Origin of the sequence: Vibrio sp. RE86 (genome assembly GCF_013114545.1) — a bacterium.
In the GTDB taxonomy this organism is placed as follows: Bacteria; Pseudomonadota; Gammaproteobacteria; order Enterobacterales; family Vibrionaceae; genus Vibrio.
This window is the reverse complement of the sequence record NZ_VTXI01000008.1, coordinates 105,161-123,747: the sequence shown is the minus strand read 5'-3', so window position 1 is coordinate 123,747 and position 18,587 is coordinate 105,161. Positions and strand designations below refer to the sequence as shown.

9 protein-coding genes are annotated in these 18,587 nt (G+C 45.4%); 6 read left to right on the top strand and 3 right to left on the bottom strand.

Features of this window, described 5'->3' with window-relative positions; translation table 11 throughout:
• Window positions 1–318 precede the first annotated feature (318 nt).
• From F0231_RS10005 to F0231_RS09980, 6 genes are read left to right on the top strand one after another with little or no spacing between them, the layout of a single operon-like run.
• Window positions 319–9,441 (top strand): type I secretion C-terminal target domain-containing protein, encoded by a 9,123-nt coding sequence (locus tag F0231_RS10005; protein ID WP_171759587.1) that lies wholly within the window; start codon window positions 319–321, stop codon window positions 9,439–9,441.
• A gap of 18 nt (window positions 9,442–9,459) precedes the next feature.
• Window positions 9,460–11,604: a type I secretion system permease/ATPase gene (locus tag F0231_RS10000; protein WP_171759586.1), complete on the top strand. Its 2,145-nt coding sequence runs from the start codon at window positions 9,460–9,462 to the stop codon at window positions 11,602–11,604.
• The gene (locus F0231_RS09995; RefSeq protein WP_171759585.1) at window positions 11,597–12,916 is read left to right on the top strand and encodes an HlyD family type I secretion periplasmic adaptor subunit; all 1,320 of its coding nucleotides are present in this window, start codon (window positions 11,597–11,599) and stop codon (window positions 12,914–12,916) included. The genes F0231_RS10000 and F0231_RS09995 overlap by 8 nt, the downstream gene beginning before the upstream one ends.
• 14 nt (window positions 12,917–12,930) lie before the next feature.
• Window positions 12,931–14,241 carry a TolC family outer membrane protein gene (locus F0231_RS09990; protein ID WP_171759584.1) on the top strand — a complete coding sequence of 437 codons (1,311 nt, stop codon included), beginning with the start codon at window positions 12,931–12,933 and terminating at the stop codon, window positions 14,239–14,241.
• Window positions 14,241–14,864 (top strand): OmpA family protein, encoded by a 624-nt coding sequence (locus F0231_RS09985; RefSeq protein WP_171759583.1) that lies wholly within the window; start codon window positions 14,241–14,243, stop codon window positions 14,862–14,864. Before F0231_RS09990 ends, F0231_RS09985 begins: the two co-directional genes overlap by 1 nt.
• Entirely contained in the window at window positions 14,854–15,771 is a 918-nt protein-coding gene (locus F0231_RS09980) for a PstS family phosphate ABC transporter substrate-binding protein (protein WP_171759582.1), read from the top strand. The genes F0231_RS09985 and F0231_RS09980 overlap by 11 nt, the downstream gene beginning before the upstream one ends.
• A 56-nt stretch (window positions 15,772–15,827) precedes the next feature.
• Here F0231_RS09980 and F0231_RS09975 read toward each other — a convergent pair whose 3' ends face one another.
• The 3 genes from F0231_RS09975 to F0231_RS09965 form a co-directional block, all read right to left on the bottom strand.
• Window positions 15,828–16,778, bottom strand: a complete 951-nt coding sequence (locus F0231_RS09975) for an endonuclease/exonuclease/phosphatase family protein (RefSeq protein ID WP_171759581.1) — start codon at window positions 16,776–16,778, stop codon at window positions 15,828–15,830.
• Window positions 16,779–16,869: 91 nt separating this feature from the next.
• Window positions 16,870–17,382, bottom strand: coding sequence for a glycine cleavage system protein R (locus F0231_RS09970; RefSeq protein ID WP_171759580.1), 513 nt, complete (start codon window positions 17,380–17,382; stop codon window positions 16,870–16,872).
• Between the two features lie 220 nt (window positions 17,383–17,602).
• Entirely contained in the window at window positions 17,603–18,499 is an 897-nt protein-coding gene (locus tag F0231_RS09965; protein WP_171759579.1) for a DUF3943 domain-containing protein, read from the bottom strand.
• Between the last annotated feature and the right edge of the window lie 88 nt (window positions 18,500–18,587).

Genomic DNA, 18,587 nt, shown 5'->3' with positions numbered 1-18,587 from the left:
CAAAACCTCGCCTTTGCGAGGTTTTTTACTTTAAGGGGCGGGTTAAGCGGTGTCTCAAAGGTGAGCATAAAACTGAGCTAAACTCATAAACGGGCCTATTTACATTTTTTAGTTCATGAAAACTGAATGCTGCGGCATAAATTAGACAACTTGATAGGTTAATTTATTTAACATTCTATGTTTAATAATTGTTGATATTAAGAAGTTGCTATGAGATACAGGTAACGTCTAACCGATTGATGTTTTATATATAAGTACATGGAATTGTACATACTTTTTTGATAACAAAAGTGAATAACAGGACTTTAAGGAGCACCGATGACCCCAATTTTGTATATCGAAGTGGGTGGAGTTTTGTGGCAAGTGTTACCAGACGGCACTTGGCAGAGAATTCCTAGCGACTCGGTAAAAGAGCAAGGTGTTGTTGTTGTCACTCAAAATGTAGAAAGTGAAAACATCGAGCTTTCTGAACAAGAAATCGAAGAGATAGAAGCGCAGCTTGAACAAGTCGTTGACCAGTTAGCGGAATACTCAATCAATAACCGTTCTCTCGATGGAAGCTCTGGCGACAATGTGGATAGCCAAGGTGCTTCTTTTGTTCAGTATGTTCAAGCAACCTTAGATGAAACCATCGCTCAAGCCGGTTTTGATACTCGACCTGATGACCCCTTTGCGACTGAAGAAGAAACCGACGCGGAAGAAATACTCGATTTACTTAGTCCTAATGCTGAACTAACCGTTGATATTCTTGACGGTGGAGACGGATACGAAAATCGCTTTGAAGTGCCAGGTGTCACGATCGAAGGAACCGCACCTGAGATCCGAGATGGTCGAACAGTACAAATCACAATTACTGATATAAATGGTAACTCCGTTACGACTACCGCTACAACGCAAGGTGAAACTTATCGCGTCGAAGGGGTAGACCTTTCCAGTTTGTCCGAAGGTGACCTCTCTGTTACCGCCGTCGTTGCCGACAATTTTGGTAACAGCGTTTCAGCACAAGACACAACCATTAAAGACACGCTTGCCGAAATAGAAGTCAACTTTGATGGCTTTGGTGATGAATACTACAACCAGTTTGAAGTTGCGTCGGGTAAGTTGGTGGGTTCAGTGAGTTTTGTTCAAGATGGCCAGCCGATCACGATTGTTATCACAGATGCTAATGGCCAAACCATTACTCTCGATTCCGTTGTGTCTGGCAACAGCTGGAGTATTGAAACCGTTAATCTTTCCGGATTAGTTGATGGTGTGTTAAGTGTTGAAGCTTCAACAATTGATATCGCCGGAAACCCTGCCGTCTATACCGATACCATTGTGAAAGATGTCATTGCTTCATTGACAGCCGAAATTGAAGATGGCGGTGACAATGTTCTCAACACCACAGAGAAACAATCAGCGACATTCAGAGGTAACGTCAATGATGTAGAAGATGGGCAAACGGTGACCGTTGTGGTTACTGATAGTGGCGGTGCGAGACTCGAATTCACTACCACTGTCGAAAATGGCGCTTGGAGCGTAGAAGATGTCAATGTCAGTACCTTTGCTGATGGGGTTGTTACCGTTGAGGCCTCTACTGTTGATATTGCGGGTAACCCAGCAACCACTACGGACACTTCGACAACCATCGACACGACAGCACCGACAATCGATATCGATACGTTAACAGGCTTTAGCATTCTCGATTTCCGAACAGGCAATCTAACAACGATGCAGGGCACAACGACCGGAGTATCGTCAGGGCTTCCTGTCTATATTCTAGTGAGTGACGGTGTCACGGATTTGACATTCGAAGGCGTTGTTGACGGGAGTGGTAATTGGTCTGTTGCTGGCATTGATATTTCTTCACTCGATTTGAACCAAACTTGGACTATCGAGGCGAAAGTTCTCAACGATATTGGCAATGAAGCGATTGATGATATGCCAACGATCGTTCTTCCAGACTCGCTTACCTTTGCTGAAGCTATTGTTGGTGTTTTTGGTTCTGAAGCGAAAAACTCGGACATCAACGTCGAGTTTGCCGACTTTAAATTTTACAGTGATCAGTCCCTCTCAGCTGGTATCACCTCTCAAGGTAACTCCGTTAGTGTTACGGTGGCAGGAGACGCGCAGAGTTTAGAGGCGCGTGATTCCGCAAATAATCTCGTATTTACGGCAACGATTGTCGGTGATCAAGTTCGAGTCACTTTCTTTCAAGCCATCGATCAGGGCGTCGACCTCGATTCATTGCAAACAGCGATTCTGCTAGAAGGTACTCAGACAGACAGCGACGGCACAACCGAGACTGTTATTGCTCATCTGCCTATTACGATTAAAGACTCTGAGCCTCTAGTATTTGGTGAAATCTACGAGATGGTCGAAGGGACAACATCGTCAGGAAACTTACTCAACAATGATATTGACCTTGATGGTGATTTATTTGTGCGCCAAGTCGAAGTCGATGGCGTGACGAAAACTGTGACTAATGCTCAGCCAGCAATATTCAATTTGGCAGAAGGGGTGTTAACGGTTTTTCAAAATGGGCACTGGACGCTAGTGGCGAGTCGAAACCTAGACCACACCAGTTTGCAGTCGGTGACCATCAATTATATTGCCGGGGACGCAGGCCAAGACTTCGGTAGTGCGACTGCCGTGATTACAATTACTGACGGCGAGCAAGGAGCTGTAAATGGTGGGAGTATAACGACCACTGAAAATAGCATTACTGACGGTGACTTGACCCAAGATGCAACTTTTACCGTCACTGCTGGTTCGGATAACCCTGATCCAGCTTCACTTCAATTTGATCCTAATACTATTACGTTACTTGAATCTTTAGGGCTTGAGTCGACGTTAACGCTCAATTCAATCGATTATGTACTGAGTGCTGGTAACACCGTTATTACGGCTTCCTCTGGTGGGAATGTCATCTTCACCTTAACGTTAAGTGGAGTTGCGAGCGGTAACGACGTGACAGCCACGATCCAACTGGTTCAGTCCGAACCTATCAGCCACTTACTTGCTAGCGATAATGTGATACTGCCTCTTGATATCACAGGAATCGATCTCGATGGCACAGCCTTAGATAGCGGCCGATTTGAGTGGACCATATCTGACGGACAAGATCCTTTGTTGAGTAATGCAACTTCAGTCTCGATCAACGAAACTGAACTAGCATCAGCCCCAGTGTCTAAAACGGGCCAGTTCAATTTGGACATTGGCAGTGATTATTTGGACTCTGTTTATTTCGATGCCGCTGATCAGCCTAGTTTAACCAGCGGTGGAGCTGATTTAATTTATGTTGTGAATGGCGACGGCTCTTTATCAGCGTATACAGAAGATTCTGACACACCGAATCAAATCGATCTTCTTGTATTCACGGTTAGTTTCACTAAACCTGCCAATGACTCAGATGCATCAATTGACTACACGTTTACGTTAGAGCGAGCCATTGACCAAGTTAACGGCTCTGATCCTATCCCTGTTGTTGTCACCGCGACAGATAACGATGGTGATGTCACTAAGCTTGAACTTGATATAACGATTACCGACGGCGGGGACTCGACGGTTGGGTCAGGAACCGTAGAGCTTTCAGAGGTTCCTATTGTAGACAGCGTCAGTGCAGGCACGACGGCCAATGTGAGCTTTAACGTCAGCTCTTCATTTGACCCGTTAGTTTTCCTTGGTCTTGACGTGTCTACGGGCGATCCTGTTCTTGATTCGAATGGTAACCAGATTACTCAGAATGGTGTTGCGATCACTTGGCGCGACAATGGTGATGGCAGTTATGACGCAATTTTACCTAACGGACAGTCGGTCTTTTTAATCTCATTACCGAGTGATTTTTCTCTTGACCCGGGTTCAACGACGACTATTGACGTTTTCTTGGAGCTTTATCAATCGATTGACCATGTTGGTAGCGGCAATGATCTCTCTCTTGATATTCCAGTACCTGTTTACACCGTAGACTCTGATGGCAGTGAAAACTCAGTCACCTCTACCATCAAAATTTATGATGGGGTTAACCCTGAGCTTACCGTTGTATCTTCAATAACTGTCGATGAAGACGGCCTTAATGGTGATGGTCAAGATACGGGAACAGAGGCAGTATCACCATCAATTGAATTCATTGAAGGATCGGATGATATCGTCTCCATCGAAATCGATACAGCTGCGTTTGATGCACTTGGCTATACCAGTGGCGGCAGGTCAATAACGTTAAACGACGTCGATATTGATGGTTGGTATGTTGGTGTAGATTCTTCAAATAACGAAGTTTTCCAAATACGTTTGAATCTAGACGGAACGGTTGAATTCGTTTTGCTCGCTCCGCTTGACCATGCCACTGCTTCGGGTATGAATAACCTTGAGCTTGATTTCAGCATCACTGCAACTGATGCTGATGGAGATAGCTCTGCAGCAGTGAATTACACCGTCAACGTGACAGATGATGTGCCTGTTGCAGGGGACTCAACGCTGGACCTTATTGAAGGTGATAATCAAAGCGGTAATCTTGTTACGATTAATAATCGCGTTGGCGCCGATGGCGGTAAGTTACTCAACGTTGAGTATGACACAAATGGCGATGGTAATTTCACTACCTATACGTTCTCAGACAGTGACACTCAATTTGTTATTCCGCTTTATAACGATAATGATTCCACCAGCTACGGTACATTGACGATCAACCGCGATGGTACCTATACCATAGTGACGGATAGTGACGTCAATGCGGATCCGCAGTTAAGTGATGTACTTAAGTTCACCATTGAAGACTTTGACGGTGATGTAGATAGTGGTCAAGTCACGCTGCAGCTAGGAGATAACAATGGTTTCATCCGTGTCGAAAATGTTCAGGTAAGGGAAGACAATCCAGCCACTCTCACTATTACTGTTTCAACGGGTGATATTGACCAAAATGAAGCGGTTTCTGAAATCACGATTACTGAGGCCTCTCTTCAGGGCGGCACACTCTATCTTAATGGAGTCGCACTCGTCGCTGTTGGGGGTAAAATTGTACTGTCGGGTTCTGACTTGGATGCAACTAATCCAGAATTGGTCGTACCCAATGGGACGCTCACTTACCAGCCACCCCTTCATCAATCCGATACCACGATTTCAATTTCGCTTGCGGTTGGTGCGACTATTACCAGTGATACTGGCCCGCGAGACTTAACTGAATCACTAGACGTATCTGTACTTCCTGTTGCCGATACGCCGGAATGGGGGACATCTGTATTCACTTATGAAGTTGTAGAAGATGCCGATACGTCACTCAATTTAGATATTACCGCAAATCTAGTCGATAAAACCGATGGTTCAGAAACGTTAAAATACATCATTACTAATGTACCAACAGGAATCACTGTCTACATCAATGGCACCGCGATTACTGAAGGCAAACAGTATTCGCAAAATCAGCTAGATAAGATGGAAATTGTCGCTGATGCAAACGTAGCCGGACAATTTACGTTTGATATTACTGCGGTCGCGATTGAAGATGGTAACAACTTTGCTTCCAGTGATGACAAAAAAGCGGAGACGTCTCAGCAAGTCGTAGTGAATGTTCGCCCAGATGCGGATACACCGACGCTGTCTGTCAAAGACATTAAAGATCTTGAAGACAACGTTATCAACCTTCAAGACTATATCTTTGCGGACTTAACGGATACGGACGGATCTGAGACCCTTTCGATTCTCATTGAGGTTCAGGATGGGTGGGAAATTGTTGGTGGAGTGAAAGTCGGTGCAAATTCTTACACAGTGACGGCCGTAGATCTCGCTAACGGCAGCGTGACTCTCATACCGAAAGAAGACATCAGTTCGTTTACCGAAGATTTAGAGATCTACGTGACGGCTATCTCGACGGAATCAACGCAGGATGGTTTGATTCCTTCGAACCCTCAAGCTTCCAGCCCAAGAGAGAAAATCACCGTTTTCTTGAAAGGTGTGGTTGATGAACCAACGGTGATTGATGGTGGAGAAGGACACTGGCAATTTGATGAAGGCACCCAAGTCATCAGTAATCTTGCAGATTTGTATGAAGATGAACTGATTGCGCTGGATTTCCTTGTCCAAACAACCGACGACGATGTCTCAGAAGAACTGAATATACTGCTCACCAGTATTCCTGATGGTACCGTACTGGTTGATTCCTCGGGCGATCCTGTAGCATTGACCATCGCGTACGTCGATCCCACAACAGGGCCTGTCTATCAGGTTAGTAATGCGGACTTAGCTGCGCTGTATTTAAAACCGGTACAAGATTTCAGCGGTGAGTTAACGTTTGATGTGATCGTTATCTCTACAGAGCCTGATGGGGACTCTGGTGAATTCCCAATGACCGTTGAGATTGAACTGCTACCGAAAGTGGATCAAACCGATGGGCAGGTGATTGCAACTGAAGGTATAGAAGACAGAAGTATTAGTCTTAACCTCGCACCATCAATAAACCAAGATATTGATGGAAGCGAGAGCCTAACAGGGTACACGATTGTGTCACTTGATTCGGACTTGACGCTCTATTTTGATGGCTCGCCAATTGTCGTGAGTGCTTCTGGGTTGGATCTATCCACCCTGACCGATGCCACCTCTCCAACTTTGGATGACTTACTCAATAGTGGACGCCTCAGTGTTGTGGCAACCGAAGACCTTAGCGGTGTATTCAACATCAATGTTAAATACGAAGTGACGGATACATCCCCAACAGGCGCTACAGACGTTAAAGAGATTACGGGTAGCCTGAGTGTTACGGTAAACGCAAAAGTTGAACTGGATACGCGCTTAGAAGGCTCTGGCGCAATCTATTCAAGTGATGATGGTTCGGCAGTGGACATATCCGATGCAGTTGCATTTGTGGATGCGGATATCGATGGCTCAGAATACCTCGATTACATTCTGATTATTGTACCAGATGGTTACAACCTAATTGTTGACCACCCTAATGGCGCTAGCCAAGATGCCGATGGAAATTGGATCATTCCAGCGGATGGATTAACCAGTGACACCTTCCAAGAAACGTTCGCCCAGATATTAAATGGTGCGACTATTTCTAGTCCTCAAGATACCCCTTTACTTGATATAGTAGTTCGTGCTCTAGCCCTAGATGGAGAAGATGCACGCTTTATTGACACGACATTCCAGCTGCAAATCACCGGGCATAGTGGTGGCGGCGGTAGCTGTGACCCAGTGGGGACCCCAGGTGATATTCAATCCGGTGACATCAAACAACCAGAGGGGGGTGAAATTGATCTCTCAGGCTTGTTAGATTCAGATGTCGCGAGTGATGATGGCAATGAACTTTCGTTCTATATTCCAGCAGATTCTCTCCCTGATGGAGTAGAAATTGAAGGGGATGGTGTCACCGCTGAATATGATCGACTCGGTAATATCGTCGGCTATTCAATTACCGCTGAAGCACTCGATAACCTAAAACTGACTGGCGTCGATGAGGACTTTGCGGGTTGCCTAACCTTTACTATTGAAACGATTGAAACCTCTCCATGTAACGGAGATTCAGTAACCACGGAACAAACCATCACTATTCAAGTGACGCCCGTGGTCGACGAGATTTCAGTAAGTAGTGATACAACCACAATCAAAGAAGATACTGCGACTGACTTGAACTTAGAACTTATTCTCGGTGATAGTGTTGAGTCGGGGCAAGCCATAACAGGTGAAGGTAATAGTGCAACGGGTAAAGAAACCGTGAATTCGCTCACTGTTACGATCAGTGCAGGAGCGGCACTATCAGGGCCTGTCGATGTACTTCAAGACAACAATGACGGCACTTGGACCATTCTTGATCCTACTAGGTTAAATGAAGTGAGTGTAGTACCACCTTTGCACTACAGCGGCGATATCACGCTGACTCTAACGGCCAATATTACCGATGAGGCTGACTGTGTCACAGAGACGGATACTCAAGATAAGACCACCACATTGACAATCAATGTAGAGGCAGTCGCGGATATGGCAGACCTTGTGACCAATGACCAGCTAGGCAATGAAGACGAGTATATCTCTTTAGGGTCAATGACGGCGTCATTGGTTGACCAAGATGGCTCCGAGAGCATGTCGTTAAGCTTAAAAGGTGTTCCTGAAGGGGCGGTAGTTGTTTACAAAGTCGGTAGCAGCTACGAACTTGCCCCAAACAATGGTGCAGACGGCGGTTCATTTAACGGACAAAATACTTACGAATGGCAGCTTGATGCCTCTCGCCTTGCTGACGTCTATATTCTTCCTCCACGAGACTTTAGTGGAGACATCCCACTTTCGCTCGAGGCCATTACCCAAGAGCTCGAAAATGGCGATTTAAACTTTACTCACTCAGACTTTACCGTAGGCGTTTTGCCAGTTGGTGATCGAGTAGAGCTGGTTGACCTGCCTGATTGCGTTTCAGGAGAAGAGAATGATGGGCTTGTTATCACCTTAGATGCCTCAAGCTTTGAAACCAATAGCGATGAGTACATCATCATCTCACTTACGATTAAGTCTACTTCAGATGCTTCGGCGCTTAATGGTCTAGACAAAATTAGAGTAGGGCTTCAGAGCGGTGCTTTTGTCACAAATGGGGATGGAAGTGCAACGGCAACAGTCACGGTCAAATCCAATGAAGTCGATAAGATTACCTTTTTCCCTGGTGATGCTTTTGGTGATATGGATGTGACTATATCGGCCTCAACATTCGATCAAAATACCGTACTTGGAAATCTTGAAAGTGATGTAGGTGATGTGACGAGTGAAGATTTAGTCATCACCATAACGCCAGAGCCTGATGAACCTATTCTTACCGTTGAGTATGAATCGATTGTGGCTGAGGCTAGCGGAACTATTCCTCTAGGACTGGAGTTAAGTTTGATTAATCCGGCCACTGATGAAACTGGCTTTGTGACTATTTCGGGCTTGCCTTCAGGCTTACTACTGAGTTCTGGTACCGAAGAGAATGGCAAATACACGGTCTCAATGGACGATATCGCCGACTTGGCGATCGTTGGTGGTTATTCAGGTGCCGATGAATTCCAATTAGCGATTGAGCCGACTGCGTCACTCAATGGCTCTGATGCAGAAGGCATCGCCCAAGTTATCGATGTGACTCTTTTGGCAATCGCAGACAATCGACTGGAAGGGACGAATGGAACCAACGACCTGTTTATTGTGAGCAGCAATTCTGGCACAGATACCATTGCCTCGTTTGACTACTCTCAAAACAGTGATGCAATTGATGTTAGTGCGATTGTTAGTGGGGTCACGGACGGCAGTTCAGCAGACGCTAAAATCGATCTGGATGACAATAGCGGTAACGTGAAATTGTCTTTGAAACCAGATGGTTCGACTATTCAGCAAGAGATCATTCTCGAAGGCGTGTCATTAAACGATTTGTACGGCAGTGACACATCAAGCGTGAATGAATCTGATATCTTGCAAAAAATGATTGATGATCAAAACCTCATTGTGCAGTAAAGGGATAGAACATAATCGATGGAAAACGAGCAAAAGGATGACCTCTGGCTGAGTACGCTAGAGTGGCTAGGGCACCACTTTGAAACGCAATGCCACCGCACGCATCTTGCAAGCGGTTTGCCATTAGTCGATGGGCGTTTTGACCAATCGCTCTTTTTAAGAGGGATAGAGCGCCTTTCTCTAAAGGTGCACAACCTGCACAAACGAGACTTGGCTCAAGCGAGCTTTCCTGTTGTCGCGGTATACAGTGGTACTCATCAACCAGTGGTCATTAGTGCACTTATCAATGGCAATGTTACTCTTCAATCTGGCACAGAAGAAAAAACGCTACCTTTAGCTGAACTTAGCTCTCAGATAGAGCCTTTAGTCTGGCAAGTGACTAAGCCTGCAAAACTCGACTCAAGGGTGGATATCCCCACCCATCACAAGCCAAAACACTGGTTATGGGCAACACTGCGCGAGGTGAAGCCTTGGTATCGCGATCTTCTCGTTGCCTCTTTACTGATTAACCTTCTCGCTTTGGTCGTCCCGCTCTTTACGATGAATGTGTATGATCGAGTAGTGCCGAACCAAGCGTTTAGCACCCTTTGGGTATTGGCCATTGGCGTCACAGTTGTTCTGGTGTTTGATTGGTTATTGAGAGAAGCACGAAGCTCAGTAACGGATGCAGCCGGGCGATATATCGATAATAAACTATCAGCCAATCTGTTCTCTAAAGTGTTGGGGATGAAACTCGAACAACGTCCTCAATCGGTAGGGGCGTTTAGTCGTCAGATGCAAGAATTTGACAGTGTGCGAGACTTCTTTACGTCAGTAACGCTCACTACGCTGGTGGACTTACCGTTTACGTTATTGTTTTTAGCTTTAATTGGTTGGCTCGGCGGCAGCATGATGTTTGTCCCGATGGGCGTCATGTGTTTTTTGATCGTACTGTCGCTGTTGATGAAAGGAAAAATCGAGCAGACACATTCTGAAACTGCGCGTTTATCGACTCAAAAACAAGCTCATCTTTACGATGGTTTAAGCAATATTGATGAGATTAAGCAGAACAATGCTCAAGGGATCATGCAGCAGCGATGGGAGCAGCTATCGTCGTCGCTATCTGATTGGCAAGTACGTTCACGCCAGTACACCAATGTCATTGCTCACTCTATTCAATCCAGTCAGCAGGTAGTGACTATTTGCCTTATCGTAATAGGCGTTTATCAAATATCAGAAGGTTTGCTGAGTATGGGGGGATTGATCGCGATCGTTATGTTGAGTGGTAGAGCGGCAAGCTCCATTAATCAACTCTCGATGCTAATGCTTCGCTATCAACAAACTAAAACTGCGGTCGAAAGCCTAACAGGCATCATGGAACTTGAACAAGAAGATGAGCAGGGTTCATTGCTATCTCAGGGTGAGTTTAAAGGAGCTGTTCGCTTAGAAAATGTCAGCTATCAGTACCCAGAGACTCCAAATCCATGCTTAACCGATATTAGTATCCGTATAGATTCTGGCGAACGTATTGGGGTGATCGGCGCTGTCGGTGCCGGGAAGTCCACATTGCTTGCGTTGCTCGCTAAACAGTTAAGTCCGACTCAAGGGCGCATTTTTTATGATGCTATTGATAGCCAACTTTGGCCGACGGCTTTGTTACGTGACAAAACAGGGTGGGTAGGACAGAGCACCCAACTCATTTACGGAAGCGTCGTGGAGAACATTACGTTAGGCAGTGGTAGCGTCGATCAAAAACGATTGACGGATGCAGTCAACCTATCAGGCTTGAGTAGTTATTTAGACCGTTTCAATAATGGTTTGGAAACTCAGGTAGGTGAAGGCGGGCGTTTTCTATCGGGTGGCCAACGCCAAACTGTTGCATTAGCGCGGGCACTATATCGTGACTCCAACTTGATTATTCTAGATGAGCCAACCGCTTCATTGGATAAGCCATCCGAAACGCGCTTGTTTAATAGCTTACAAAGCCTTCCGAGAGATAAAACGCTTATTGTCTCGTCGCATAAACCGTCTTTTCTTGCCTTATGTGACCGAATCTTAGTTATCGATAAAGGCGCAATCATCGCGGATGGCTCTCCTTCAGAAGTGTTCAACCAATCCACAGGGAATGCAGGGCGCAGTCGAGTTAGGTCGGTGTCTGTTGTACGAGGAGGCCAAAATGACTAGCACACCTTGGAACAGCGCACACTTAGCCTATCGCTCTCGTCGGCTGATCTGGCTAAGTGCGGCTTGTATTGCGGCAATCGTTGGTTGGGCTACATGGGCAAAACTTGAAGAAGTGGTTATTGGTGAAGGAAAAGTCGTACCAAGCTTATCGGTGCAGACGATCCAGAGCCTTGAAGGAGGATTAGTCAAAGAGTTGCTGGTTCGCCAAGGTGAACGAGTCACTCGAGGTCAACCAATCGCAATTCTTGATGACACTCGGTTTAGGGCCAGTTTCCAAGAATCCAACCAGCAAGCAGAGTCCCTTTACGCACAACAGCAAAGGCTGAAAGCAGAGATCAATTCGATAAAAGTGTTGAGCTCGTCATTGCCTTGGCAAGACCAAATCGTTTTTGTTCCTCAAGGGTTTGATATTAATGAGCAAAGCCACCTTGCGCTTATTAACGCACGAGCAAATTATTTAGAGCGGATGGGGCAGATCAAATCGGAACTTGAAGAATCTACGTTAAGAATTGAACAGCAAGCTCAATCATATAGCGATACGCTTCACAACATTCGAACTTTAAAGAGCAGCCTCAACATCGTTACTAAAGAACGAGATATGCTAAAAGCAGTGGTTGAAAGTGGTGCGGTCGCTGAAGTGGAGTTGCTCAAGCTCAATCGTGACGTGATTAAACTCAATGGTGACATTGCCAGTGCAGAAGCGGTGGCACAAAAACAAAAAGCGGCGTACTCAGAAGCGATCACAGACAGACGCAGTACCGCGCTTGAATTCAGAACTAAGGTACAAGGGCAGCTGAATGAAGTGACGGCCAAGCTTGCTCAACTGAGTGAGAGTCGCCATGCGATTGCCGACCAGTTGAAAAGGACACAATTAGTTTCCCCTGTTGATGGTCGGGTTAAAGAGATTTTTGTTCGCACGATTGGTGGTGTCGTCAAGCCGGGTGAGCCGATTATGGAATTGATTCCGGAAGACAGTAACCTGATTGTTGAAGCGCGCATTGCTCCAAAAGATATTGCGTTTGTGAGGACAGGTTTACCAGCAACGGTGAAATTTTCTGCCTATGACTTTGTGATTTATGGCGGACTCAAAGGACAGGTGACTTACGTCAGTGCGGATGCATTGCAAACTGAAGATGGTAATGCGTATTACCGTGCTCATATTGCGCTCTCTTCGGAGGCTGAGAAGTCTGGCTTTACCATTATTCCGGGTATGCAAGTCGCAGTGGATATCTTAACCGGAGAAAAAACAGTACTCAGTTACTGGCTAAAACCAATTTTAAGGGCGAAAGAAAACGCTCTAAGAGAACGATAGAATAAGGAAATAGAATGCGTTCGAAAACGATGATGTGGATGGGAATTCTGTTCTCGGCGTCTTCACAAGCAATCTCTCTTGAAGAATCGGTTGCTTTTGGTATGGACTACAGTCCTGAAATTATGGCTCAGTACTCTCGCTTTCAATCCGTGATTAGAGATAAAGAAGCGGCAAGTGGGCTATATCTCCCGCAAGCTAATGTATACGGTGCGATTGGCTACGAAGAGACTCGATACAACAGTGGTAACTATATTGATTCTGACGATAGGGGCTTAACTCGAACCGAGCTCGGACTTAAGGTCTCTCAACTTATCTTTGATGGCTTTTCAACGACGTCAAACGTTGACCGACTCGGCTACGAAGCGGAGGCACAGCGTTTGACTTTGATCTCGCGTGCAGAAAATGTATCGCTGGATATTGTTCGTATTTACCTTGACCTGCTTAAAGCCCAAACTTTGTTGGAGCTTTCAGAGCGTAACGTTAAAGAGCATCAAGAGATCTATCAAGACGTCTTAGACAAAAAGCAAAAAGGGTTAAGTAGTAACTCGGATCTTGCGCAAATCTCTGCTCGCGTTGCGACCGCACAATCGTCGTTAATCTCAGCGCAAAATAATCTGTTTGATTTGACCGTTCAATATCGACGTCTTGTTGGGCAAAAACCTGACAACCTTATCGACCCTGTTTTTGATAATGCGTTATTGCCAAGTTCTGTCGATGTGGCCAAATCTCAGGCGATAGAGAATCACCCAGAAATTCGCGCAGCCGTCCTAGACCTTGAAGCCGCCCGTAAAGAAGTGAGACGTGAAAAAGGCGGTTATTACCCTGAAGTCAAACTTGAGCTGCATGCGAATAAGAATGACAACGTCAGCAATGCTGAAGGGCCAGATGAAGACGCGAGAATTATGCTGACGATGGACTATGACATTTTTAATGGTTTCTCTACCGACTCGCGTGTGGAGTCATCAGCGTGGCGTGTTGAAGAGGCAAGAGCGATTCGAATCCGTACCGAGCGTGAAGTAACTGAAGGCACTGAACTTGCGTGGAATGCTTACGATATGTTGGATAAACAAAAAAATCTCCTTCAGCAAAACGTAGATGCGGCAAAAATTGCAGAACTTGGTTATATCCAACAGTTTGCGGTGGGACGCCGAAGTCTACTCGATGTACTTGATGCAAAAGTGGAAGTCTTTTTGGCGCGACGTAACTACGTTAACACTAACTATGACCACACACTTGCAGCATATCGCTTGTTTAATGCGATGGGGGTTTTGACCTATGCATTGAGGGTCGAGCACCCAGAAGAGTGGCAAGAGGAGGCTAAATAATGAAATATCGAATGACGACTTTAGCACTTCTAACGTTACTCGTGGCAGGTTGTGCTCAAGAACCCAATATTCAAACAACGCGTCACCAAATTGATGACCTTTCAGATGACGACGGTGATGGCGTGATCAATCAACGTGACCTGTGCGCAAATACCCCTGCAAATGTCGATGTAGATCGAGTGGGGTGTACCGAGTGGCAAATTAATGAAAAAGCTAACGTGGTGAGCTTCTTCTTCGCAATGGACCAAGATCAGGAAGTCTCTTCTCATCAACAACCGTTAGAGAAGTTGGTGCAACTGTTAACTGATTATCCAGCCAGCGATGTGATCCTTGTGGGTGATACCAGCCCAGAAGCGAGCTTGGAATACAATAAAGCTTTGGCTAAACGCAGAACACACACCATTAGAGAGATGCTAGTTCGTGAAGGCATCAACCCAGAACGGATATCAGAGCAGGAGTTTACGCAAACCACCGCAGTGACTGAACAGTTACATGCTCGTAAACGCCGTGCAATAGCGGTCGTTGTGACTAACGTTTTATCTGTGAAACCAACTTGGAACATTTTTAGCTCGGAAAACAACTTGAACTCAAATTCAGATGTGGAGGAAGCAAATGAGCAGTAATTGGAAACCTCTACCGATATTAGGGTTCGTACTTTTCTCATCTCAAGTGTTTGCAGAAAGTGACGCTCAAAAAGAGCTGGTAGGCGTAGACAGCCATCTAGTTCCTTTATTGAAAGAGCTAGTGGTAGACCTAGAAGAGCCTCCTGAAATACAAGCGTTGAACAACATCCCAAGCGCGATGATCAACCGTGAAATTCGCGTCGGTATCAGCTCAAGAAAGTGGACAGATTTTGAAGTCGCTCAGTTTGAACTTGAAACAGGCTATAGACCAACAGAGCTTTATTTTACAGCTGATGTCGTTGCGTTTCTCGCTAACGTAGACAATCCAAACGACGCACTGCCGATTGATGTTATTCGTAGTGTGTTCGGTTGCCAAGAGACCTTGACTCCAGTTCGCTGGGCAGAGTGGGGAGGTGAAGACTCTCCCGTTCTTCAGCCCTTTGCCGTTGATGGTGGATTGAAGTTTCACAAGAAGTTTACTCGGTGGACAACCTGTAAAGAGGGGACTTATATGTCCACTCAGTTTGTCGCAGATGAAAAGGCGTTGATCTCTAAGCTCGACGGTGAAAAAGCATCGGTTGCGTACGTGACGTATGTAGATCGCTTCGACCAATATAAATTGCTGTCGGTCACTGATGATAGAGGCGTAACCTACGACCTCAATAAGGAAACAATTTTATCGGGTCGTTACCCGCTTTCAAGCGTCTACTACATGTATCTTGATTATCCTCCTCATCGAGATTACCTGACGGATGACGAGAAGAAATTTATCGGTTTGGCCTTGGATGCCTCGATTAAAGAGACACTCAATGACTTTGGTTTCATTAGCTTACCCGAAGAGGCAATTCATCGTAACAAAGTTCGTTTGGGGCTTGAGAAACCAATTGTAGAAGGTGGCTACAAGTAGGTAAACATTACTAGAAACTAAAAAGGCGAGGCATTAAAGTCTCGCCTTTTTAGTTTCTAGACAACAAGCGTAACGGTGACGGCAACAAATGCATGATCGCTAGCCTGTTTGTCATTTTCAAACTGTGGATTGATCAAGTGATGATCAAGCGTGACATAACGAATGACATCAGCGATAGAGTAGTGGGAGTCAGGCTGAAACTCTTGCGACATTAAAACGTAATCGAGTACATTTCCTTTCGCAAAATGATAATGGGTTGGAGGCCTGACTGGGCGGGAATCAACATGAGCATAAAGCTCCCAACTGTCTTTTAGTATTAAACCACGTTCGTCGTTGTTTAAATTCGTGATTAGCGGATTAGTGATATCACTCTCTAGCGTTTGATTCATATCGCCAAGAACAATGGTTGGCGAGGGTGTTTTGGCGTACTGGTCATCCATGAACAGCCTCAACATAACGGCTTCCCATCCTCTTTGCTGGCTCGATAACCACTTACCTAGCAAAGGTTGGCCAAGTTCCTTGTCACTCGATTCGGTTACTCTCTGAGACTTTAAATGACACACATAAACAGAAACTTCGCCGTAATCTGGCACGTCAATGGTTGCTTTAAGAGGTGAGCGACTGAATGCTGGTGGAGCCGTTATATATCCTTTCATTTGCTCTTTAGGCGGTACAACCTTTTCGCAATTAAGGATTGGGTACTTGGAGGTGATGGCGACAACGGGTTGAGAGTAGATATAGTCACTTTCGACATGCGGCGTGCCTACAGTGGCAAAATAAGGGTAGCCAATATCTTGAAAAAGGGCTTTGGCCGCTTCGATACTGAACACTTCTTGCAGCCCAATAATGTCGGCATTGAGCTCATTAACTTTTTCTTGTGTCCAACGGCATTTCTCCTCCCATTGTTCACGATCGTAAATGTTTTCAAAGTCATAATACGCATCAGGTGGCTCTATGAAGTTGAACAGGTTCGCGGTCGCGAAGGTGAGAGTATGGCTATTTAGCAATGGGGTTACCTATATGAGAGATAAGGCGTAACGATAGGTGCTACGCCTTTCTATGCCGATAGTAACAGACCCTAGTGAGTTGAGAAAATTCTTACGCCTCTACCATTACACGAGTATCTTCACTCATGGCTTCTAGCTCTTTTGCGACATCCTCAATAAGCACTTCTGTCGGCAAACGCATCGCAATACTTGCGGTAAAGAGGCTCGAACTCACGCCGCCGCCACCAGCAATAAAAACGCGTTGGCAGTCCATATCAAGAATATTTATGCCCTGTCCATCGAGGACGTGGGTGATTTCATTCACAATGCCTGCGCGATCATTGGAATCTAATCGCAGTTGATAAATCGTATCTGGATTATGGTTTAAGGTGTCAGAATCGGTTATTTGTACTAATAAATCAGGGTGAGCAGTAAAGGCTTCTTTAACAAGCGTCGCATGTTCGGTTGGGAGTTCGACTTTAATAACAGCAGCAACTTGATCTTCAATGAAGTTCACTTTACTTATCAGCCATTTTCCTCCATTTTCATGCGTTATTGCAGCAAATTGCTTGATGGTTGCAGGGGTTGCTTTACCGACGAAATTGACGATGAATGTAGTGTTCATGTGGGGCCTCCTAACGCTGAGTAAGGCATGATTGTCTAATCTCTACAGCGATTAAAGACTGACGAGTGCCTAGATTTAGTTTAGGAAGTGGATGGGAATTAGGTTTGAGCTGTGTCAACTTTCTAGCCTAATCTGTTGTTCAGCTTACGTTTATTTAACAGCGGCCACAAAAAAGCGACGTAAATACGTCGCTTTCTAATTGGAGTTTGAAATCTAGCGATTAAAAGCTGACTTTCATCTCTACGCCATAGAAGACGTTGTCGTAGCTAGCGCCAGCGTCCATTGCGAACTTAGCCGCGTCTTGGTTGCCAAACCAAGGGTTGCTGCTGTATTGGAACTCAGCACTACCGCCCCATGCATCACTCACCCAACCGTGAATATGACCGACTGGGTTAAGAAAGAATAGGGTCACGCCGCCCATTGTTTCTGAGCCCCACACCTCGCCACCAGAAGCAACAAGTTCTTGCTCCGCTTCGAACATCATTTCACCCACTACCGCACCAAAGAAAGGCGTAATGAAGATGTCTTGCCAAGATGGTACTTCAGCAAAGGCTTCTACACCGTATTCCCAGAAGAAGGTAGACATGGTTGCAGAGTACAGGAAAGACTCGAATTCGTTGAAACCAGCGTGACGTGCAGCCGTGTAGTAAACACCACCGAAGTATGGGTGCATAATGTAGTTTAGGAAGTGTTCATCACGGTCCCAAACTGGTCCTGCGGTGACATTATCTTTCCACTTAGAACCTAGACCACTAAGATCACGGTCTTCCTCATTCCATTTTGTGATGGACTCAGGAAGTAGTGTCATTAAGCCAACGGTAGCAACACTTAAGCCTAAGATAGTGTAGGTTTGACCCATTAGGTAATCCCAGTCTTTCTCGCTAGATACTGTTAGGTACTTTGGAAGTCCAGGCTCTTCAAGCTTTAAATTGTCTTCAGTTAGGCTAAGTGAAAACGGGTCTTGAGCTTGATATTGGTAAGAGTTATACACGTACGTGTCTAAATCCGCTTGATCAACGGCGTATGAAAACTCAATATGCTGATTCGAATCATAAATATTGGCGTTGGCACATGCAGACGCTGAGAGCAGTAAAGCGGAAATGCTTTTTTTAAACACGGAAAACTCCACAGAGATAATTTTTAATGATCAGGGTCACAATTATCTACCAAAGATAGAGGAATGGGAACCTGTATTTGTTCTAAAT